This window comes from Fischerella thermalis PCC 7521 (assembly GCF_000317225.1).
Lineage (GTDB): Bacteria > Cyanobacteriota > Cyanobacteriia > Cyanobacteriales > Nostocaceae > Fischerella > Fischerella thermalis.
Window position 1 is genome coordinate 13209 of sequence record NZ_AJLL01000060.1, and the last position, 21351, is coordinate 34559.

The following is a 21351-nucleotide window of genomic DNA, read 5'->3' on the forward strand; positions in this document are numbered from 1 at the left end:
CGTTATTGCTAACAATAGTTTTTCTAACATAATCTTTACTCCCAACCACACTATGAACACCACTTAAAATGATTGCCTGCTGTGCCTATTCGGTTCCAGGGAGTATCTCTAGAATTCTCACCCGGATTTTTTACAAAATTACGCAATGGCAATATCTGTATAGCCCTAGTTTGCCCATGAGTATGAACAAATTCATAATGGAACTGCTAAATGTTTGTAAATTTTTGGTAATTGATTTACAACAGAAGCTGAAAACTTTTTCAGTTATTAACTTATCTGTAAATACATCAGAACTTACGCATGAAAACCAAAAATCAATGGTTTGGGCGAGGAGTTCAAGCAAGGTGTCAATAACCTTTATATCCCTATATCCCTACAACCTTGCACCCTCCCAGGAACGTTGCAATCTTGTTATGTAAGTCCTCCTGTAAATACCCAGCACAATCGCTTCTATTAAAGCTAAAGTAAGTAAGAAAACTTGTGATCTCATGGCTCAGTCAACGGGGAATTTTGGAGAAGATAAACGATGGCGACGGTAAGAAATGAATCTGTAACGCGTATGGCGATGTTACTTTGTTTTGGCACAGGCTTCTTATCTCTCGCTGTCCATTGGCATGTTTCTAATTTGATGGAACCTCCCACAAATCAAGATGCTAGTGGAATTTATGTAGCAACAGCAGCAGATACAGCTACAAAACCAAAAAGTTCCATCCTCAATGAAACACACAAAGCTAATGTCTCTCGCCCGATTCAGTCCCTGTTGGCTAAGGTTTCAATGCCACAAAAGCCTTCTACTGTTTTGGCATCTGCCAATCAGACACATGTAGTAGTTGATTTAAGCGATCGCCGCGTTTATGTTTATCGTCAAGATCAAGTCATCGCCAGTTATCCTACTGGCATAGGTAAAAAAGGCTGGGAAACACCCACAGGTACTTTTGAAATTCACAACATGCGGCGCAACCCTGTTTGGCGTCACCCGATCACAGGAAAGGTGTTCCCAGCAGGTGTAGATAGCCCTCTGGGAGATAGATGGATAGGTTTTTGGTCAGATGGCCACAACAAAATTGGCTTTCACGGTACACCAGATGACAGCTTAGTCGGTAGTGCTGTTTCCCACGGTTGCTTACGTATGCGTACTCCCGATGTTCGTATGTTGTACCAACAGGTACGCGTCGGCACAAAAGTGGAAGTTCGTCAATAGTTATGTGTTGGTTGTTGGTTTTTCCAAACAACCACGAACTATTAAGCGGCAACTATTTTAAGATGGTGACTTCTGCTCAAAATTGGGTGCGTAGGCTTGCAGTAAAGTACTGACTTGGCGCAGAACTTCATTACCAGTGTTTTTACCCAATACTTGCCGTTCTGGAAAGAAATTCGGCCTATCCAGGTAACGGCTGATCGCTTCACTGACTTGTTGGGCAATTAATTCTTGTAGTTCCGTCTTGGCGTGTTGGCGCTGATAGCTAGCACCTTCTTCGGTAGTTGCGTATAGGGGGGGTAGTCGATTGAGGGCGTAAGCAGCAATATCTCCAACATCCAAGGAAGTTTCGCTAGTAGCTTCGATTTCTGCTACGCGGGCGATCGCTTCTGTCAGTACCAACTCTTCCATAACATTAATAAACTGTTTGCGTGGTACCGCTATCACCTCGCCAGTCAACAGCGCCCCCATCAGTCGATCGAGTGCCATGTACTCTTCGATCGAGAGTTCGTTGGCATTGTCACAGATTCGTCCGACTTCTGCTTCCATTGCTGGTGTCAAATAACCATCCTGGAGAGACTGTTGCACAATTTTTTCTATACTCATAATGCTCATATTCTATAAGCCACCCACAAGCAAGGAGGAACGGTACCAATCCAGTTTATTTTGCCCAGATTGGGTAAAGAATACACAATAATTCACTATTTAAATTCTTGATATCGCCAAGGTGTTGGGTCAACAGATTGACCGTTGACATATAATCCCCAGTGCAAGTGAGGCCCAGTAGAAGCACCTGTAGAACCGACTGCGCCAATAAGTTGACCGGGTTTAACCATATCGCCTTCTTTGACATTAATGCGACTCAGATGCATAAAAATACTTGTTACTCCTTGACCGTGGTCAATGCCAACAACGTTACCATGAACCCGAAAACCTTCGGATACCCTTCCTACTAAAACAACTTTTCCTGCCGCCGGAGCTACTACAGGTGAACCCGTAGGGCCAGCGTAGTCAACACCGCGATGGTAGTAATCCTTAGCAAATTTACCATTATAGTAACGACGTACACCATAGATAGTAGAGATTGGCCCCCCATTTGGTTTGATAAAAATGCCACTCCAGTATTTTTGGGGTGTTTGCAGAGCTTTCAATTCTGATACACGCTTGAGTTCGTATTCTGTAGCTTTTACTCCTGCTTTACCTGGGGGTAAATTAATTCGCTGTACAGGGAACTTCCGTGAGTTCACCTGCACCAACAAGTTCCGTACCTGACCATTTCCGGTGACTCGAATTATTCTTTTTCCAGCCTTTTGCAACGGTGTAGTGGGAATAAAAGCCCGATACTGATTAGGAGCAACTTCAAACGCTGGGTAAGTTTGATCAGAAGCAGTGACTGTTGGACTCGCACCAGCGACCGGATTATCTACACTAATGAAAACCGATAATGTATCCCCCAGTTTCGGATTAGCTGGAGTCATCCTTACCTGTAAAGCTTCTGCGGGTATTGCTAAGGCTACAGGTAAAGCGACTAAGATTCCGGCTACCATTCTGATGGCCAGACGGTCAACTTGTAAATTAGACACAGCTGCTGAAACTAACTTTTGAGCGCGATCTACGGTAGTCATAGAGATACAAAAAATCCTATCTGCTGATGAACAACAGACTATCTTACAGGCTGTAGTGTTTCTACCTCTCCAAGGGAATTTTATGAGACAACACTTTTTAGTGTAATATTTGTGACTTGTCAAGTGCTAGCCCTGCACTAACATGAATTTTGCTGGGTGGTTTGAAATTAAGCCAAAAGTGCTTTGTATATGGGGAATCGGTTTGACAAACTCTACGTAAATTTTGATTAATTCTTTTTAAGAAAATACAGATTAGTCAAAAATACGAAAATTGCTTTCGTGCATTCTTGGAACGTCGCAAATGTAAAATCTTCAAGCAAGAGCATATTCGCAAAGCTTGGCAGAGGCTACATCAGCAAAACTGGTTAACGGTATCCGCCTTAGATAGCATGAAAAAAGTGCCTGATGTAGAGCCAGAAGATATACATAAATTGCTCGCAGGGAACTGCATAAAACCCATTTCCAAGCTGTTATTTCATTTACTGCGAATTCCCCACACCCATATCAAACTTTTGTATGCTGATTGTAAATAGGTCTTAATAGTTCTTTGAAAAACTTGTGCAAGAAGATTTCAGATTAATTGTTGATTTAGTGTCAGTTCTCGCTGTCGCCGCCTGCGGTGGACTTTTGGCGGCGCTTTTAAGACAACCTGTTCTACTGGGGTATCTGATTGGGGGGATTGTTATCGGTCCAACGGGACTGGGACTAATAAAAGAATTAATTCAAGTAGAGACTCTGGCACAGTTTGGCGTTGCCTTTCTATTATTTGCCTTGGGGGTTGAGTTTTCCTTTGCGGAACTCAAAAAAGTCAAAGCGATCGCCCTCGGTGGCGGTGGATTACAAATCACCCTGACAATCGCAGTCACCGTTATAGTGTGTGGTTTGACAGGGTTTTGGGGAGCTTTACCAGCTAAGGGCGTGTTTTTGGGAGCAATTCTATCTTTGTCTTCCACAGCAGTTGTCCTCAAATGCTTGATGGAACGCAACGAAACGGAAACGCCCCACGGACAGGTAATGCTGGGAATTCTGGTGGTGCAGGATTTGGCGTTGGGACTGATGTTGGCAGTTTTGCCAGCTTTGCATCAACCAGGGGAATCGATTGTGATGGCGGTGTTGACAGCCCTGGTGCGGATTGGCTTGTTTGCAGGGGGGGCTGTGATCGCTGGGAAGTGGATTATCCCGCCTTTGTTGCGGATGTTAGCCCGCACAGAAAGCCAAGAGTTATTTTTATTAGGAGTGGTGGCGCTGTGTTTGGGTATTGCCCTGTTGACAGAATATTTAGGGCTGTCGATTGAAATGGGAGCATTTGTCGCGGGTTTGATGATCTCGGAAGTAGAGTATGCTGATCAAACCCTGACTTATGTGGAACCACTCCGAGATATTTTTGCGAGTTTATTCTTTGCCTCGATTGGGATGTTAATCGATCCAGTGTTTTTATGGAAGAACCTGGAATTGATTTTGGGGCTAGTGGCGCTCGCATTTATTGGTAAATTTTTGATTATCACACCACTAGTCAAACTGTTCCGCTACCCTCTGAAAACGGCATTAATTGCAGGTTTCGGACTGGCGCAGATTGGGGAATTTTCCTTTGTGTTGGCTAGTGAAGGACAGGCGCTAGGACTGGTTTCTCGGCAGATATATTTACTGATTTTGGGAACAACGGCGGTAACATTGGTACTGACTCCTTTTGTGTTGCGGTTAGTACCGATTGTCTTTGATTGGTTGGAATCAATGCCTTGGCTAAAGCCCTATTTGAGTGGCGAGGGTAAGCCGTTAGAAGTCGCTGAGGAATTACCAATTAAAGACCATATCGTGGTTTGTGGTTATGGGCGAGTCGGCAAAAATTTGGTGAAATTGTTACAGCAACACGATTTACCTGTAGTGGTAATTGACCAATCTGAACGTAGAATTCAAGAGTTACGTGAGGCGGGAGTACCTTATGTGTATGGAAATTGTGTGAGTTTTTACGTTTTAGAAACTGCGATGGTTAGCCAAGCTAAAGGAATGGCGATCGCACTTCCTGATCCGATGAGTATTCGGCTTTGCCTGAAACGGGCTTTAGAATTATCTCCAGATTTAGATGTAGTCGTCCGTGCTACCAGCGATAAAAATATTGAAGTCCTTTACCAACTGGGTGCTAGGGAAGTTGTGCAACCAGAATTTGAAGCAAGTCTAGAAATGGCAACCTACATATTAAATGCAGTAGGATTCTCCAGTGTTGTAGTACAACGGGAAATGCAAGAAATCCGCAACCGTCATTATTTAGACTTGCGTCCAGAACAATCAGCATCCCAAGTTTCTCGTCATTTGCGCCAGGCTACTCAAGACTTAAATAACCGTTGGTATGCTTTACCAGAAACTTCACCCCTGATCGGTATGACTTTAGAGGAAGCCGATATGCGCTACTTAACTGGGGTGAGTTTGATGGCTATTCGCCGCGCCAATGGGGAAGAAATAGATTATCCCGATGCTAGTACTAAGTTGGAAAAAGGCGATCGCTTATTGGTAGTGGGTTCGGATGAGGAATTCGCTGCTTTAGAAGAATTTGCTGTTGGTAGGGCGGCTGTTCCTGGAGACAATAGTGCTTGTCAGTGGGTAATAGTCAATGCTGATTGTCCAGTGCTTGGTAAAACTTTGGCAGATTTGCATATCCGCGAAAAATATGGGGTGCAAGTGCAATCAATGCGTCGCGACGGCAAATTTATTCGCTTCCCCAATGGCAAGATGGAATTGCAAGCCCAAGATCAATTATTATTGTGCGGTAGTTTGACAAGTTTGAATCAAATAGAACAGTTATTTGCTCCATTAAATTCCCAATTGTTATCTGTTCCTGTCGTGAAAGCTAGTGAGGCGGAAGCTTTAAAAGATTATTTGCCGATGGATAGTGTGATTGATTAAGCTTTTTATTCGGTTATCAGTTAATTGTTCACTGTTAACTGACTGAGCCAACTTCGATATCAATCACAAGTTCTAAAAGTCAAGAAAAATAATTTTCAATATCTCTTGATTGATGATAAGACTCGAACAATTTCTATCCCGTCGGTAATTTTTGTATAAAAGACGATGTAAGGTTTTACAGGAAAACTTCTTAGTCGTTGGAGTAAATCATCTCGCTTTCTGCCCATGTCAGGAAACTGAGCTAACATTGGCAGGCGATCAAGAAGTTGAGCAATCTGCTTGTCGGCTGCAAGTTCATCCTGTTGAGCAAGATAAATCCAAATGTCCTCCAAATCTTGCTCTGCTTGCTGAGAGAGTCTGTAACGATTCATTGTCAGCTATCCTGAACCAGCCGACGTTTTCCTCGTGCCTTAATGTTGTCTAACAAATTAGGTAAAGACTCGTCATCGTATTCGGTGTACTGTCCATTTTTCAACTGTTCGACTCCGATCACAACTTCACGCTGTAGTGCTTCTAACTTCAGCTTTTGTACTTCTTTTTCTGCCTGTTGTAGCCTATCTATCATTTCCTGAAAAGCACTTGCATCTTGAACAACGATTTCTGCTTTACCGTTAACAGTAAGGACAAGAGGAGATTTATTTATTTTGATACGTTCTAGAAACTGTTTAACGTTGCGCTTGAATTCTGTAAGAGAGTGAATATTATCTAGGTTAATCATAAGATTTAGCACCTAATCGAATACTAAATTAAATCATAATTAGATACCATAAATAGTAATACAAAAGCTCCACTTTGGACAGGTACAGGGCAATGGTGCGACTAAAACTTTGGCAATGGCTTGTTTTGGCAACTCCCATCGCAACCATGATCACTTTCTTACTGGTATCGGCGGGGTTGCAAATTCACGAGTGGGGGCTGAATTGGATTTGGGGTGTGTTTATCCTGGTGTTTGTGGGCTGGCGTTGGCTGCTAGTACAATGGACTCGCCCTGCGATCGCCCAAGTAGAATCTGTGATGGCAGAGGTAACAAAAGAACTAGAGTCTGCCACGGGTGATACAATCCCTTTAGAAAAAACTGATGCCACTAATCGAGCCGAAGCAGCACTCCAAGAAATTCTGCTAGCATCACAAAGTGATCCCCCGATTTGGGAAGACTGGCAAACTTTTTGGCAGCGTTGTCAAGCTGTTGTTGTTGCCATTGCCAATATTTACCACCCGGAAGTTAAGTATCCTCTGCTAAATATCTACGTTCCCCAAGCTTATGCTTTGATCCGAGGTACGGTAGATGAGATGGATCAGTGGATGCAAAAGTTATCTCCGGCTCTGAATCAAGTTACTGTTGGGCAAGCATTCCAGGCTTATGAAATGTACCAGAAGTTGGAACCTTCTGCAAGGAAACTATTACGCGCTTGGAACTTGGCGCAGTGGCTATTGAATCCAGTTGCAGCAATAGCAAACCGAGCTAGTCAAAGTTACAGTAACCAAGCAAATCAGCAACTACTGGTAAATTTAAGCCAGCTACTGAGGGAAGCAGCACTGAGGAATTTGTGTCAGCAGGCGATCGCTCTCTATAGTGGTAAATTACCTGTTGTCGAATCTGCTGTTATTCCCCCGCCTCCTGCTCCAACCAAAACCCAAACCCTACGAGAAATCCTCGCGCAAGCCGAACCCGTCGAAGTCGTCGAGAAAAAACCCGTAAATATTTTATTAGTAGGACGAACTGGAGCCGGGAAAAGTAGCTTGATTAATACCCTATTTCAGGCAGATTTAGCAGAAGTTGATGTATTACCTAGCACTGATAAAATTCAGAATTATCATTGGCAAGCACCAGAAGGCGCAACCTTAAACCTTTGGGATACACCCGGTTACGAACAAGTCAACCGTAACGATTTACGGACACTTGTGCTAGATTATGCTAGTAATGCAGACTTGTTGCTACTCGTTACCCCAGCCCTTGATCCGGCTCTGCAAATGGACGTGGACTTTCTGCGAGACATGAAAGAGGAAGTAGCAGACTTGCCTGCTATTGCCATTGTCACCCAAGTTGATCGCCTGCGTCCAATTCGTGAATGGCAGCCTCCCTATGATTGGCAATGGGGAGAACGACCGAAAGAAGTGGCGATTCGGGAAGCAACGCAGTACCGCGCTCAACAGTTGGGTGATTTTTGTAACCGAGTTTTACCTGTTGTCACAGGAGACACCAACACAGGTCGCAGCGCTTGGGGAATAGATGCCTTATCTTTAGTATTAATTGATGCGATCGCACCTGCTAAGCAATTGCGTCTAGCTCGTTTTTTGCGTAACCTAGAAGCCCGGACTGTTGCTGCTGCTAAAATCATCGACCACTACACCTTCCAAATGGCAACAACTCAAGGGCTGACTGCATTACTCAAAAGTCCAATTCTCAAATTTATTTCTACCCTTTCAACTGGATCCCCCACTTTAGCAAATCTACTCGCCGAGAAAATCCCAGCAGAACAGTTACCAATTGTGATTGGCAAACTCCAGATGGCTTATGATTTATTTTTACTATTGAGTACTGATAAAACACTGAAGCTTGATTTATTGGCTCTTTGGCCGTTACTATTAGAAAACTCTGGTTCGCCTGATCAAAATGCTAGGGCATTTGGTCACGCCTTACTAGAGTACTGGACTCAAAATTTGACTGTAGAGCAATTACGCGAGCGGTTTGTATATTATTTAGGACTTTCAAGTAGTGCATTGAAGTAATTTTATTTACATTAAATCTACACAAAGAACAAAATGTAGTGTTAGTCTGAGGTATTAAAATCTACACACCTTTAGCCTTCTGTGTAAACCTCAATCCTATGTCTAAGTTGATCTGTGCAACCCTAATAGCAACGGCTCTACTTTTACCTTCGGCTAATGATCATAGCCCTGCGATCGCTGGTACTTGTGCTTCCAAGTGTGGCAAAAGTCCGATTCAATTTTCACCTGGTCAGCGCATTCAAGTTAATGTAGTCAATCGCACTCCAAGAGTGTTAATTATACAGAAACCCTCTAGTACTAATCCGATTCCTCTACAACCAGGACAGGAACTACAAATAAACCAAGGAGATGGAACAGAGCCAAATGTATCTCTCCTATTTTGGGATGACACTGGTTTACCATTAAAAGCAAATATTGCAAAGCTCAACTTCGCAACCCTAGGAGTAGAACTGCGTCCTAATTGGTTTGCTCCTGGTGATCGCGCAATTTACATTCTTGATGATGGCCGAGTAGACGTGTTATGAAAAAGTCTTGACTTGTGATTGTTGGTCTAAATTGTGCTAGAAAAATTCCCAACTACAGCAACAAAAACCCTTCGACGTTTGCCTAATCAACGTTGGCAAATTTATCCGCAGAAAATAGAATTAGCCCACAATCTGTCAAAGGCAACTAATTTACCATCTTTGCTCAATCAGCTACTAATTAATCGTGGTATTGAAACCCCGGAACAAGCACAAGCTTTTTTAAATCCTGAGTCCATAAATCTGCCTTCACCTTTGCAAGAATTTCCAGATTTAGCAGTTAGTTTAGATTTGTTACAATCTTGCATTACCTGTAAAGAAAAAATTGCCATCTGTGGAGATTACGATGCAGATGGTATGACTAGCACCGCTTTACTATTACGTTGTTTACGCTGGTTAGGCGCAGAGGTAAACTATGCCATTCCCAGTCGGATGCATGAAGGCTATGGCATCAATAAACGAATTGTAGAAGAATTCCACAGCGAAGGTGTAAAACTTATCCTGACTGTTGATAATGGTATCTCTGCGTTTGAACCCATTGCCAGAGCTAGAGAACTGGGTCTACAAGTAATTGTTACCGATCACCATGATATTCCTCAACAATTACCCCCAGCCAACGCCATTCTCAACCCGAAATTATTACCAGAATCTTCTATTTATCGCGGTGTTGCTGGTGTCGGTGTTGCTTACATTTTGGCAGTTTCTTTAGCTCAACAGCTAGGGCAAACTAACAGTGGCATTATTAAACCAATGCTGGAACTGTTTACACTGGGAACTATTGCTGATTTAGCTCCCTTAACTGGAGTAAATCGTCGCTGGGTAAAACGTGGTTTGCTGCAATTACCCAAATCTCAACTAGCAGGAGTACAGGCGTTAATTCAGGTGTCGGGGATCGGGGATCGGAAGGGGGACAAGGAAAAATTTCTCCCCATCACCCCACTGCCCCTAATCCCCCACCTCCCCAATCCAAAATCGTTCAAGCCTGAAGACATTGGTTTTAGACTTGGACCACGCATTAATGCTATTGGTAGAATCGGTGATCCCCAAATTGTAATTGAGTTACTAACTACAGATGATATGGGGATTGCTTTAGAACGAGCGATGCAGTGTGAGCAAATTAACCAGCATCGTCAACAGATGTGTGAACAAATTGAACAAGAAGCGATCGCATTAGTAGAGACGTTGTATACAAAGTCTCTACAGGAAGACCGGGTTTTAGTTGTGGTGCAACCCAACTGGCATCATGGAGTTATAGGTATTGTCGCCTCCCGCTTGGTAGAACGCTATGGTGTCCCCGTGTTCATCGGTACTTATGAAGATGACAAGCAAATTCGCGGTTCTGCACGCGGGATACCAGAGTTCCATGTTTTTGCTGCTTTAGAATATTGCCAACACCTACTGGGGAAATTTGGGGGACACAAAGCCGCAGGCGGATTTTCTTTGCCCGCGGAAAATTTGGCAGCATTGCGATCGCGTTTGGTAGAATTCGCTAACCAATGTCTAGAAATTCAGCACCTGAAACCACTGTTAAAAATAGATGCTGAAGCTAACCTCAACCAAATTAATCAAGAACTCTATCAGCAACTCCACACTTTAGAACCCTGCGGAATCGACAACCCCGATCCAATCTTCTGGACAGCTAATGTCCAAGTCATAGAACAGCAAACCGTCGGGAAAGGTCATATTAAACTAACAGTTGCTCAAACAATTGACCAACAACAATTTAAAATTAAAGCGATCGGTTGGCGGTGGCGTGACTATTTTCCCCTACCGCAACGAATAGATATTGCCTATAAACTGCGAGAAAATCATTTTGATGGCAACACCACCATTGAATTAGAACTAGTCGGTGCTAGACTCACTAGTCAGTCGTACTCACCGTTTACTTTTTTCCCTGCTGCATCAAAAGCTGCTTTTGAGTACAATCAGCGTCAATATACCTGTGGTATCTACCAAAATGGTTCTTTACCTGAATTAAGAATTAAAAATCCCGATGGCAAGGTTTTAGCTATTGGACAAGGACAAACGGTCGGTTTGCTGGGTAATAATCGCCAAGACGCCAAAGAAGTTGATATCTCACAATCACAGTATGAAGGTATTATTCAAGCAGCACTCAGGGCTTTGGGAAGTTGCAAATAAAGGGGAGGTGGGGATTAGGGGCAGTGGGGTGATGGGAAGTGGGGGAGTAAGTAGTTTCAAGAATAAGCAACAACCAACAACCAACACAATAAAAAGCAAAGCCCGCCTTAAGCGGGCCAGAGCAAAGGAGATTAAAATTAATTGAGTTTTATATTAGAGGTCGCCACCACGAAAAGCAAGTACAAAAATTACTGCTGGGCCAGCTAACATAATCAACGCTACGAACAATAGCTGAAAAATTACTTCCCAATTGATGTTGGCTACAGCCTCAAACATTATTCCCTCCCAGTAACCCTAAAAGAATGTATTACTCTGATTGTTAAACTCGGAATTAATCATATCCGGGGATCAGCTGTTAAATTTAATTTACTTAACAAAATTATAAGAAAGCACATAAAAAACTAAAATTAGGACTGGTAGGGGCGAAGCATTTGTACTAGGATATTTAATTTTCAATCAATAAATTATACAAATGCTACCCTCCGGGAAGTCGCGCAAGGTACAGGGTTTAGTAGTAAAGAATCAAGACTGCATCGGTCATGGTGATGGCTAGCTGTACACTTTTACTAACCACTATACGGGCGCACAGTTGTGCTGACCTACCGACTGTCTATAAAAGGTATAAAAAATGGCAATTTGGCAATGTGTAAAGCAATGTGGAGCCTGCTGTCATCTCGATCCTCAGTACCGTCCAAACTTGCATGAATATTTAACTCCAGAAGAGCTAGAACTTTATTTGAGTATGGTAGGTGATGGAGGATGGTGTATTAACTATGACTATGACAGCCGTGAATGTCGGATTTACCCTGATCGCCCACGTTTTTGTCGGGTAGAACCAGATGTATTTAAAGATATGTATAGCATCGACTCAGAAGATTTAAACGATTTTGCCATTGAATGTTGCCAACAACAAATAGAAGGTGTTTATGGCGATCGCAGTCTCGAAATGCTACGTTTCAATCAAACCGTTGGGTACATAGCCAAGTTAGACTAGGCAGTTTTGTTTAGAACATACTCTCAATCTAGAATTTAAAATCTAAAATCCAAAATTGGAAAAACTGCAATGGAGCGATTGTTGAATGAGCGATTACAAGGAATTAACTTGTATTTAATAGGTATGATGGGTGCTGGTAAAAGCACACTAGGGCGAATGCTAGCTTATGAACTCGGATACGGATTTGTAGATACTGATAATCTGCTAGAAAAAGCAGCAGGAAAAACAATCAATCAACTATTTACTGAAGAAGGAGAAGCAGCATTTCGCCAGTTGGAAAGTGAAGTGTTAGCACAAGTTTGTGCTTTTACAAAGCTAGTCATCGCCACAGGTGGGGGAATAGTACTACGGCGAGACAACTGGAGTTACCTGCATCACGGTATCATTATTTGGCTAGATGTAGCAGTGGAAATACTGTATAATCGTCTATCAGAAGATACCACAAGACCATTACTGCAAGATACAGATCCTCAAGGAAAACTGCGATCGCTCCTTGAACAAAGGCAAGCACTTTATAATCAAGCTGATTTAAGAATTACCATCACACAAGAGGAAACATCAGAACAAACAATTACACGAATCATAGACGCTATTCCTAGCGTCCTCAAGAATTAGTTAATTGTAGTTTGTTTGTAGTTAGTGGTTGGTGGTTAGTGGTTGGTGGTTGGTGCTTAGTAGTTAGAACCTCCCCACTGCCCCTAATCCCCACCAGGGGCCCCGAGTTCCCCATCTCCCCACACTTAAGAAGATAACAACAAGAAAGCAGAGTCCCCTGCATTTGCTGTCTTAACAACCAACAATTAACTGCATCATAGCGACACAAAATCTCTCAGAATCAACCACAATGGTATGCAGTGGTTGAGAACTGGAGTTGATTTGCAGTGCTTATCGTTATTGACAATTACGACAGCTTTACCTATAATTTAGTGCAGTATTTGGGAGAACTGGCAGTAGAATTCCCTGTAGCGGCAGAGATCAAAGTTTTTCGTAACGATAAGATTACCCTAGATGAGGTTAAAGCTTTAAAGCCAGATGGTGTGGTAATTTCTCCCGGGCCTGGTCGACCGGATGGTGCGGGTATTTCTCTGGATTTAATAGAGAAACTTGGACCTGAATTACCAATTTTAGGGGTTTGTTTGGGTCATCAAAGTATTGGTCAAGTGTTCGGTGGTAGGATTGTTTCGGCACCAGAGCTGATGCACGGCAAAACTTCCCAAGTCTCTCATGCAGGGATTGGTGTTTTCCAAGGATTAGAAAACCCAATTACTGCTACCCGGTATCATAGTTTGGTAATCGATCGCGACACTTGTCCAGATGTGTTAGAAATCACGGCTTGGGTGGAAGATGGCACAATTATGGGGGTACGACACAGGAACTATCCCCACATAGAAGGCGTCCAATTTCATCCAGAGAGTGTTCTGACATCTTCAGGCAAGCAGTTACTGCGAAACTTTCTTTGTAAATTACAGACGAAAACAAGAGAGTAATTAATGAAACGACGACAATTAATGGGCTATGCTGGGGCGGGGTTGGTAACAACTTTGGTTACTAGCTTGGGTTCTCACTTTCAAGCTAACGCCCAATCTAGCGGTTCATTATCAGTTCAGTGGTTGGGTCATACTTGCTTTCTGTTTACAGGCGGCGGTACGAAAATTCTTGTCAACCCATTTCGCACAATTGGTTGTACCGCCAAGTACCGTCCACCGAAAGTAGCAGCAGATTTGGTACTAATTAGTAGTCAATTGTTGGATGAAGGTGCGGTCGAAGACTTACCAGGAAATCCTAAGTTAATCTACGAACCCGGAGTTTACGAGTTCCAAGGCATTAAATTTGAAGGAATTGCTATTCCCCATGATCGTAAAGGTGGCAAGCAGTTCGGTACAAATGTCGCTTGGCAATGGCAACAAGCAGGAATTAAGATCCTTCACTTAGGGGGAGCAGCTGCACCTATTACCATTGAACAAAAAATCCTGATTGGTCGTCCTGATGTGGCGTTAGTTCCCGTAGGTGGTGGTGCTAAAGCTTATAATGCTGAAGAAGCAAAGCAAGCAATTCAAACTATTAATCCTAAGCTGATTATTCCTACTCATTACCGTACCCAAGCCGCAGATGAAGCTAACTGCGATATTTCTCCTTTGGAGAATTTTTTAACGGTGATGAGTGGAATGACTGTACGTCGCAGCAACAGCGACACAATTAGTCTTAGCCCTGGTAATTTACCGGAAAATGGGGTGATACAAGTTTTAAGTTACAAGTTTTAAGTGGCTATAAAAAGAAAAAAGAGTTATTATGCCAAGGGGTTAGGAACTAGCCTCTCAAACGCCGATGCTGAACCTCTTTCTAAAAACCCGCAGCATTGTGGAGGGTTTAGGAAAGTTCAGCAGTTGAAGCGTCAGAAACCTCGCACGTAGCTTAAGCGGAGTGCGTAGGTAGTTCGTAATGATACCAACTCTTAAAAGTAAAACTGCACGTAGTTTGTAGTGAGTACTTAAACTCACTACAAAGCCAAGAACATTTGTAGTCATTTTTTGGAGAAACGGTATTAATTAACCAAACACTTGTGGCCAAGTATTGATTAAGAAAAATACAACTGCTGCGATCGCTAATACTCCTTGAATTAAATTTCCCACCACCGTACCAACTATAATTCCTATACCAGCTTTGACTGCTAAGATAAAATCCCTACGGTAGATAAACTCAGCAATTATTGCTCCTACTAGAGGGCCAAAAAGTAATCCTAAGAGTGGCCCCCCTACAGGTAAAGTCGGTAATAATCCTAAAAACCCAGCAACTAAACCAATAATTGCACCTATTTGTCCCCATTTACTAGCGCCTGCTTGTTTTGCACCCACATAACCAGCCAATAAATCTACACCAATACTCAGAACTAAAACTATAGCTGTAACAATCAATGGTGCGCTGATAGCAGCAAAAGAACCTTTGACAAATCCCCAGATAATAATAGCTATTAATATTAAGCTAGCACCTGGCAAAGCAGGAACCACAGAACCAATAATACCTACTATCATTAAGGCGACTAGTAATAAATAGACAATCTGCATAAATTTTTGTTGGTAATTGGTAATTGGTAATTGGTAATTGGTAATTGGTAATTGGTAATAGTTATTGGTTGGTTGTTGGTTGTCGGTTGTTAGTGGTTATCCTTGTCCCCCTTGTCCTGCTTGTCTCCCCATCACCCCATCACCCCATCACCCCATCTCCTGACTGAGGGTGACAGCTAATTTATCAGCAATCCCAGCGATCCAGTTTTCATCTTGTTTAGTATAGCTGCGAGGAGCATTTGCTCCTAAAATCAACACGCCTTCTTTACCAATTGGTTGACAAATTACTCCTTGAGTATTCTCTGGTAAATAATCAAATTCAATTCTTCCTGGATAGACATTTAAGTTAACCAAATAAATAGGCTGTTGTTTTTCTTGCACCCGTTTTAAAATTGGCCCTGGTGTCACCTCTGATTTTGTGCCTAAAATTCCTCGCCGCAATAAAACTTTACCTTGATAGAAAACTACAAGCGATCGCGTCACTGTATTAGTTAACAATAGATGTGATGCCCATGCTAGTTCTGTTTTAATTGCCTGCGGCAAGTCTTGTGCAAGTACAAAACCTTCTTCTCCTATTAGTTCTACCGCATCAGGCGATCGCGGTTGTACTTGCTGCCAAATTAAACCCGTCAAAATCAGTACTGCACTCAAAATCACACCCAGGACATCTGCACGGGCTTGAGACTCTGTGATTTCTGGTGTCAGTAAACGGTTAATCAACAAAAGTACAGCGCCTAGCCCCCCGACAACAATGGGTAGACGCCGCAAAATACGATTCGGATCGGATTTAGCCATGCTTCTAAAATACTGAATGATGAATACTGAATGATAAATGCTATCTTTTACACTTTTTGTCTTCATAATTCATCATTCATCATTCATAATTTACTCCTCTCCCGGTTCTATAATCCGTTGAAAAAGATAACCAGTACCTCTCGCTGTCAGAATCAATTCGGGGTTACTAGGGTCATCTTCCAATTTTGCCCGCAAACGAGAAATATGTACATCTACTACACGGGTATCCACATGGCGTTCTGGTGTGTATCCCCATACTTCCTGCAAAATTTCCGAGCGGGAAAAAGCTTCGCCAGAGCGACTTACCAACAACTCTAACAAGCTAAATTCCATACCGGTTAAGCGAATACGCTCATCACCTTTATAGACTTGCCGCTTATTGGTATCAATTTTGATATTACCAACATGGATTACCCCAGAACTAGGTATCCCAGAAGTGCCGGTTTTATCTACCCGCCGCAGTACTGAACGAATCCGTGCTTCGAGTTCTTTCGGTGAAAAAGGCTTAACTACGTAATCATCAGCACCTAATTCCAGACCAGTGATGCGGTCAGCGACATCCCCCAAGGCTGTTAACATAATAATCGGGACATCTGATTCTTTACGTAATTCTTGACAGACGCCGTAGCCATCTAGCTTGGGCATCATCACATCCAAAACTACCAAATCAGGGTCAGTTTTGCGGAAAGTATCCAAAGCTTCTTCGCCATCACCAGCTGTTACAACATCATAGCCAATCATTGAAAGCCGAGTTTCTAAAATTCGGCGGATGCTGGCTTCGTCATCTACAACTAGAATTTTTTCTTTATGACTTTCCAAGCTAATCAACGCTCCTTAACTAAAAATTTTCATGATTAATTTTTCATACCATAATATTAAGATATCATTCCAATTATTCCGTTGGAAAAAGCTGAAACGACTTCTATTATTGGATTTTTGTTTTTTTGAAGAATTAAGAAAAAATTAAGATTATTTAATAACATTAAAGAATGCCAAAGCCGAAAACTTATTATGTTTGTAACCAATGTGGTGCAGAATCGCCGCAATGGTTTGGTAAGTGTCCATCTTGCGGCACATACAATTCCTTAGAAGAACAAATTGCCATCCAGTCCTCAACAGATGTGCCAAGTCGGGGGGTGGGTAGTTGGCATTCTCAGCAAGGCCCAAGCAAATCTGCCAATAAACCAGCCAAGCCAAGGTCTTCGTTGAGATTTGACCAAATTAGCGATCGCCAAGTCACACGCTGGTCTTCTGGTTATAGTGAACTAGATCGAGTCCTCGGCGGCGGTGTTGTTCCTGGTTCGATGGTATTAATTGGTGGCGATCCAGGTATCGGTAAATCTACGTTGCTGCTACAAGTATCAAATGAGCTAGCCCAGAGATACCGAATTCTCTATGTCTCCGGAGAAGAATCAGGACAACAAGTGAAATTAAGAGCTTCCCGGCTGGGTGTAACCAAACCACTCAACGTAGTTAGCAATGGTAACGGTAATGGAAATAGTAACACAAATAGTACTGAGGTAATAGAAGAAACATCAGAAGTAATACAAGTAGAAGGACAGGGTGCAGATTTATATGTATTACCGGAAACAGATTTAGAAGAGATACTTAAGGAAGTAGAATCTCTCAAACCGAATCTGACGGTAATTGACAGTATTCAAACAGTCTTCTTTCCTGCCCTCACCTCTGCACCGGGTTCTGTTGCCCAGGTACGAGAATGCACCGCAGCTTTGATGAAGGTGGCAAAGCATGAAGATATTACCATGTTGATTGTTGGACACGTGACCAAAGAAGGTGTGATCGCCGGACCGAAAGTTTTAGAACACCTCGTAGATACGGTGTTATATTTTGAAGGCGATCGCTTCGCCTCCCATCGGTTATTACGGACAGTAAAAAACCGCTTTGGTGCTACCCATGAAATCGGTATCTTTGAAATGGTGGAACACGGTTTGCGGGAAGTTTCCAACCCTAGTGAGTTATTTTTGGGGAATCGTGATGATCCGGGACCTGGGACTGCGATTGTCGTGGCTTGTGAAGGTACACGCCCGATTGTTGTTGAACTGCAAGCGTTGGTAAGCCCCACTAGCTACGCTTCCCCCCGTCGTTCCACCACAGGCGTGGATTATAACCGCTTGGTGCAGATTTTGGCAGTATTGGAAAAACGGGTAGGCGTTCCCATGTCGAAATTGGATTCCTACGTCGCTTCTGCGGGTGGGTTGAACGTTGAAGAACCAGCTGTAGACTTGGGGGTTGCGATCGCCGTTGTTGCTAGTTTCCGCGATCGTATTGTTGATCCTGGTACTGTATTAATTGGTGAAGTGGGGTTAGGTGGACAAGTGCGTCCTGTATCGCAAATGGAATTGCGGTTGAAAGAGGCGGCAAAATTAGGGTTTAAGCGGGCGATCGTCCCTAAAGGACAAAAATTTCCCAGCTTGGACATTGAGATTTTGCCGGTTTCCAAGGTAATAGATGCAATTATCGCGGCGATACCACAGGCGTCGTTGGAGGATGAAGATTTAGAACCGGATGAGGAGTGAACGAAGAAAGGCAGACGGCAGGCGGCAGAAGGTTATAAATTTAACTTACCTTGCGGGAAGTCCCCCAGTTCCGTTTCACTGCACTGGGGGATGAAAGCAAGGGCTGGATATAGTTAGCTACAAGTTCAAACAATATCTTTCCGCTTTTGCAACAACAGCGCCACAATCAAATAAACCAACGTATGTACACCTAAAATTCCCCAGTTTAAACCTAAATTCTTCCAAGTTGCGTTGTACACATCAGACTTTTCAAAAATATCAGCTAGAGATGGCAAACCTGGCGTATTTTCTGGAACCATTGCATTCACATTTACTAAAATTCCATAAGCACCAATTGACCATCTACTAATTGTTAACCAACCCAATTTAGCTGCTAAGCCTGTCATTTCAAATAACACCCCTGAGAGAATGATTTGGGGAATCATAATCAAAGGCAAAATACTATTTGCTTCGTTTTCTGTTTTCACTAAAGCAGATACCATTAAACTCAGACTGACACTCGCTAGCAGAGTTAAAAAGGTAGTAATTCCCAAGCCTAAAAACCAAGGTAAGAGATTATATTCTGGGGATTTAAAACCGATTAATACAGCTGCAACAATTAACAGAGTTTGCAACAACACTAAACCGGAACGAATAGCAACTTTAGAACCCAAGTAAGGAAATAAACCCAAGTTAATTAATCTTTCTCGCGCATAAATAGCTGCTTCTTTGACTATTTCTCGTACGGAACTGGAAAGCCCTACCCAAATTCCTATACAACTAAATATGAATAGTACCTTGAGTGCTAGAGGCCCTTGGGTAATTTCTAGCGGGTTGAGTTTTTTCAGGGGTGTTTCGTCTCGCAATATCCAAGCAGTTAAAGCGATCGCAATCGGCCCTGATACTAATGAAAAAATTATACTTGTGCGATCGCGCATGACCAATTGCAGATATCGCTGGCTCAACAATAGCAGTTGCTTGAGTGGAGATATCCCTGTGTGGATACTATCATCTGCTTTTGATGTACTATCTTTACCAGACTTTAACTGTGATTTTACGTATTTCTGACATTCTGGGGATCTTTCGTATTTTTGCGACCAATAATCAACTGTTGATGCAACGTCTTTGCCATTACCGCCTTGATCAAGTTTGATGTAAATATCGGAAAAATATTTTAAGTCTTCTGAAGGCATTTCAAAAAAACGCAGTGCTTCTTTGGGGGGGCCAAAGTAACAAAGTTTGCCACCCCTACCCATGAACGCAATGCGATCGCACACTTCAATATTGGCTGTAGCATGGGTAACTAAAACTACTGTCCGTCCTTGATCTGCTAATTCTCGCAGCAGACGCATCATTTCTTTATCTAAACCGGGGTCAAGACCAGAAGTCGGTTCATCTAAGAAGAAGAGTTTCGGGTCGGCTAACAGTTCCACTCCAATACTGACGCGTTTGCGTTGTCCACCACTGAGGTTACGTATAAAATTTGTCCTAACATGAGTGAGTTTAATTTGTTCTAAAGTAGTATCTACTACTTGCTTGACATTTGTATCAGGTGGCAACCGTAGTTTACAAGCATAAGCCAGTACCTCTTCTACCCGGAGGTCGGGATGCACAATATCATCCTGGGGGACATAGCCTAGTTGCGATCTATACATCGGCCAATTTTGCCGCAAGTTGTCGCCATTGAGATAGACTGTACCGGAAGAAACTGGTTCAATTCCCAATAGAGATTTCATCAAGGTGGACTTACCAGCACCGCTACCACCTACTAACGCGACTAATTGTCCTGGTTCAATCACCAAAGACACATCGTTGAGAATTATTTTTTCCCGTCCCTCTTTGTCTTTGACCTTACGCTGCAAGCGGTTGACATCAAGGCGGATTTGACTACCACTATCTAGTAATTCTAGGGAATCCGGGCGATAAAGCAGACTAAACGGCCCGATTTGAATTCTGCTTTGATCTACTAACTGGATACGTTTTGAAACTCGTTGACCATTGACAAAAGTACCGTTTGTACTTAGGTCTTGAAGAATATGTCCCCCTTGCCCATCTGGATAAATTGTAGCGTGCAGGCGGGAGACCGTAGGCGCATCCAACTGCATGGAAGAATAGCGATCCGGTTTGGGCGCTCGTCCTAATTGTACAGGCCAGTCCTTCAAGCCTTTTAACGTCAGGCGACGGTTTGTGGGAATTGCAGCAGGAGCATCAACAGGGTTGTAGTAAGTCAGCTGAATTCGGTTGTGAGGAGATTGTCCGATTTCTAGCTCCACTCCATTTTTTAACAAATAACCCTTAGCATCAATAGGAGCTTGGTTTAAAAAGATACCATTACGGCTAGGATTGATGCCATCACCATCGTAAATTCGATAATCTCCTCCTTCTTTGCGTAGAGTAGCCTGTTTTCTGGAGAAGACTTCCCAGCCTATTGGTACTTCTAAATCTGCCCATTCACGACCACGCCCCAAGCGATGCTCATCTTTTTGCAGATAAAGCCGTAGGGTCTGACCTTTATTATTCAGTTCCAAAAAGGGTTGAGGACTAACAAGCGTCGCTTGCTCAAAGCTCCCTGTCATGAGATTTATTAGACCTATTCTCTGGTTAAAGCCACACCCGTATCCTACAGGAATTTTAGGTGATTTTCCGGATGGGTATATAAATTTGCATCGTTAATTGAACGGAATAAGGATAATTGTTGGGGTAGTTATTAGTTAGTAGGTAATGGGTAATTGGTAATTGGTAATTGGTAATTCTTATTAACCATCACCCACTAACCACTAACCACTAACTACTAACACCTTTGTTTATTCCATCATGAGCAAAACCAAACTACATTAGTCAACATATATTTTCAAATAGCAACATTTATTGTA

General features: G+C 42.7%; 20 protein-coding genes. 11 read left to right on the forward strand and 9 right to left on the reverse strand.

All coding sequences use genetic code 11. The annotated features are described in order from the left end of the window. Positions 1-526 precede the first annotated feature (526 nt). Complete coding sequence (locus UYK_RS0112560) at positions 527-1201, forward strand: L,D-transpeptidase (RefSeq protein WP_009458874.1); 675 nt, start codon at positions 527-529, stop codon at positions 1199-1201. 57 nt (positions 1202-1258) lie between these two features. Here UYK_RS0112560 and UYK_RS0112565 read toward each other — a convergent pair whose 3' ends face one another. Together UYK_RS0112565 and UYK_RS0112570 are read right to left on the reverse strand one after the other, a co-directional pair. Beyond that, positions 1259-1804 (reverse strand): late competence development ComFB family protein, encoded by a 546-nt coding sequence (locus UYK_RS0112565; protein ID WP_016871503.1) that lies wholly within the window; start codon positions 1802-1804, stop codon positions 1259-1261. 95 nt (positions 1805-1899) lie between these two features. Beyond that, a complete protein-coding gene (locus tag UYK_RS0112570; protein WP_009458867.1) occupies positions 1900-2823 on the reverse strand; it encodes a M23 family metallopeptidase in 924 nt (307 codons plus the stop codon). 287 nt (positions 2824-3110) lie between these two features. On the opposite strand from UYK_RS0112570, the gene UYK_RS26105 reads away from it, so the two are divergent. Further along, entirely contained in the window at positions 3111-3356 is a 246-nt protein-coding gene (locus tag UYK_RS26105) for a hypothetical protein (RefSeq protein WP_102146238.1), read from the forward strand. Positions 3357-3381: 25 nt separating this feature from the next. Further along, positions 3382-5721: a monovalent cation:proton antiporter family protein gene (locus UYK_RS0112575; protein ID WP_016871504.1), complete on the forward strand. Its 2340-nt coding sequence runs from the start codon at positions 3382-3384 to the stop codon at positions 5719-5721. Between the two features lie 95 nt (positions 5722-5816). Here UYK_RS0112575 and UYK_RS0112580 read toward each other — a convergent pair whose 3' ends face one another. Together UYK_RS0112580 and UYK_RS0112585 are read right to left on the reverse strand one after the other, a co-directional pair. Continuing rightward, positions 5817-6092 carry a type II toxin-antitoxin system RelE/ParE family toxin gene (locus UYK_RS0112580; protein WP_016871505.1) on the reverse strand — a complete coding sequence of 92 codons (276 nt, stop codon included), beginning with the start codon at positions 6090-6092 and terminating at the stop codon, positions 5817-5819. Positions 6093-6094: 2 nt separating this feature from the next. Further along, a complete protein-coding gene (locus tag UYK_RS0112585) occupies positions 6095-6439 on the reverse strand; it encodes a type II toxin-antitoxin system Phd/YefM family antitoxin (RefSeq protein ID WP_009458861.1) in 345 nt (114 codons plus the stop codon). Positions 6440-6531: 92 nt separating this feature from the next. Between UYK_RS0112585 and UYK_RS0112590 the strand changes: the two genes are divergently transcribed. The 3 genes from UYK_RS0112590 (at position 6532) to UYK_RS0112600 (ending at position 11111) form a co-directional block, all read left to right on the forward strand. Then, a complete protein-coding gene (locus tag UYK_RS0112590; RefSeq protein WP_009458860.1) occupies positions 6532-8451 on the forward strand; it encodes a GTPase family protein in 1920 nt (639 codons plus the stop codon). A gap of 98 nt (positions 8452-8549) precedes the next feature. Next, positions 8550-8975: a hypothetical protein gene (locus UYK_RS0112595; protein WP_009458859.1), complete on the forward strand. Its 426-nt coding sequence runs from the start codon at positions 8550-8552 to the stop codon at positions 8973-8975. A 33-nt stretch (positions 8976-9008) separates the two neighbouring features. Beyond that, positions 9009-11111, forward strand: a complete 2103-nt coding sequence (locus UYK_RS0112600; RefSeq protein WP_016871506.1) for a single-stranded-DNA-specific exonuclease RecJ — start codon at positions 9009-9011, stop codon at positions 11109-11111. A gap of 153 nt (positions 11112-11264) precedes the next feature. Here UYK_RS0112600 and psb30 read toward each other — a convergent pair whose 3' ends face one another. Further along, positions 11265-11387: a photosystem II reaction center protein Ycf12/Psb30 gene (gene psb30 / locus UYK_RS0112605; RefSeq protein WP_009458857.1), complete on the reverse strand. Its 123-nt coding sequence runs from the start codon at positions 11385-11387 to the stop codon at positions 11265-11267. A gap of 352 nt (positions 11388-11739) precedes the next feature. Between psb30 and UYK_RS0112610 the strand changes: the two genes are divergently transcribed. The 4 genes from UYK_RS0112610 to UYK_RS0112625 all read left to right on the forward strand — a co-directional run bounded on the left by UYK_RS0112610 (position 11740) and on the right by UYK_RS0112625 (position 14366). Next, positions 11740-12105 (forward strand): YkgJ family cysteine cluster protein, encoded by a 366-nt coding sequence (locus tag UYK_RS0112610; protein WP_009458856.1) that lies wholly within the window; start codon positions 11740-11742, stop codon positions 12103-12105. Between the two features lie 69 nt (positions 12106-12174). Beyond that, positions 12175-12720 (forward strand): shikimate kinase, encoded by a 546-nt coding sequence (locus UYK_RS0112615; RefSeq protein WP_009458855.1) that lies wholly within the window; start codon positions 12175-12177, stop codon positions 12718-12720. Positions 12721-12986: 266 nt separating this feature from the next. Further along, positions 12987-13592, forward strand: coding sequence for an anthranilate synthase component II (locus UYK_RS0112620; protein ID WP_009458854.1), 606 nt, complete (start codon positions 12987-12989; stop codon positions 13590-13592). 3 nt (positions 13593-13595) lie between these two features. Continuing rightward, complete coding sequence (locus tag UYK_RS0112625) at positions 13596-14366, forward strand: MBL fold metallo-hydrolase (protein ID WP_009458853.1); 771 nt, start codon at positions 13596-13598, stop codon at positions 14364-14366. 285 nt (positions 14367-14651) lie between these two features. Here the strand turns inward: UYK_RS0112625 and UYK_RS0112630 are convergent, their stop codons facing one another. The 3 genes from UYK_RS0112630 to rpaB all read right to left on the reverse strand — a co-directional run bounded on the left by UYK_RS0112630 (position 14652) and on the right by rpaB (position 16781). Continuing rightward, complete coding sequence (locus UYK_RS0112630) at positions 14652-15167, reverse strand: DUF456 domain-containing protein (protein WP_009458852.1); 516 nt, start codon at positions 15165-15167, stop codon at positions 14652-14654. Between the two features lie 147 nt (positions 15168-15314). Then, positions 15315-15962, reverse strand: coding sequence for a cofactor assembly of complex C subunit B (locus UYK_RS0112635; protein ID WP_016871507.1), 648 nt, complete (start codon positions 15960-15962; stop codon positions 15315-15317). Between the two features lie 90 nt (positions 15963-16052). Next, on the reverse strand, positions 16053-16781 hold the full coding sequence (rpaB, locus tag UYK_RS0112640; protein WP_009458850.1) for a response regulator transcription factor RpaB: 729 nt from the start codon (positions 16779-16781) through the stop codon (positions 16053-16055). Between the two features lie 170 nt (positions 16782-16951). Here rpaB and radA point away from each other — a divergent pair, with 170 nt between their 5' ends. Then, the gene (gene radA, locus UYK_RS0112645) at positions 16952-18499 is read left to right on the forward strand and encodes a DNA repair protein RadA (RefSeq protein WP_016871508.1); all 1548 of its coding nucleotides are present in this window, start codon (positions 16952-16954) and stop codon (positions 18497-18499) included. Between the two features lie 125 nt (positions 18500-18624). Here the strand turns inward: radA and UYK_RS0112650 are convergent, their stop codons facing one another. Next, on the reverse strand, positions 18625-21054 hold the full coding sequence (locus UYK_RS0112650; protein ID WP_016871509.1) for an ATP-binding cassette domain-containing protein: 2430 nt from the start codon (positions 21052-21054) through the stop codon (positions 18625-18627). Positions 21055-21351 lie beyond the last annotated feature (297 nt).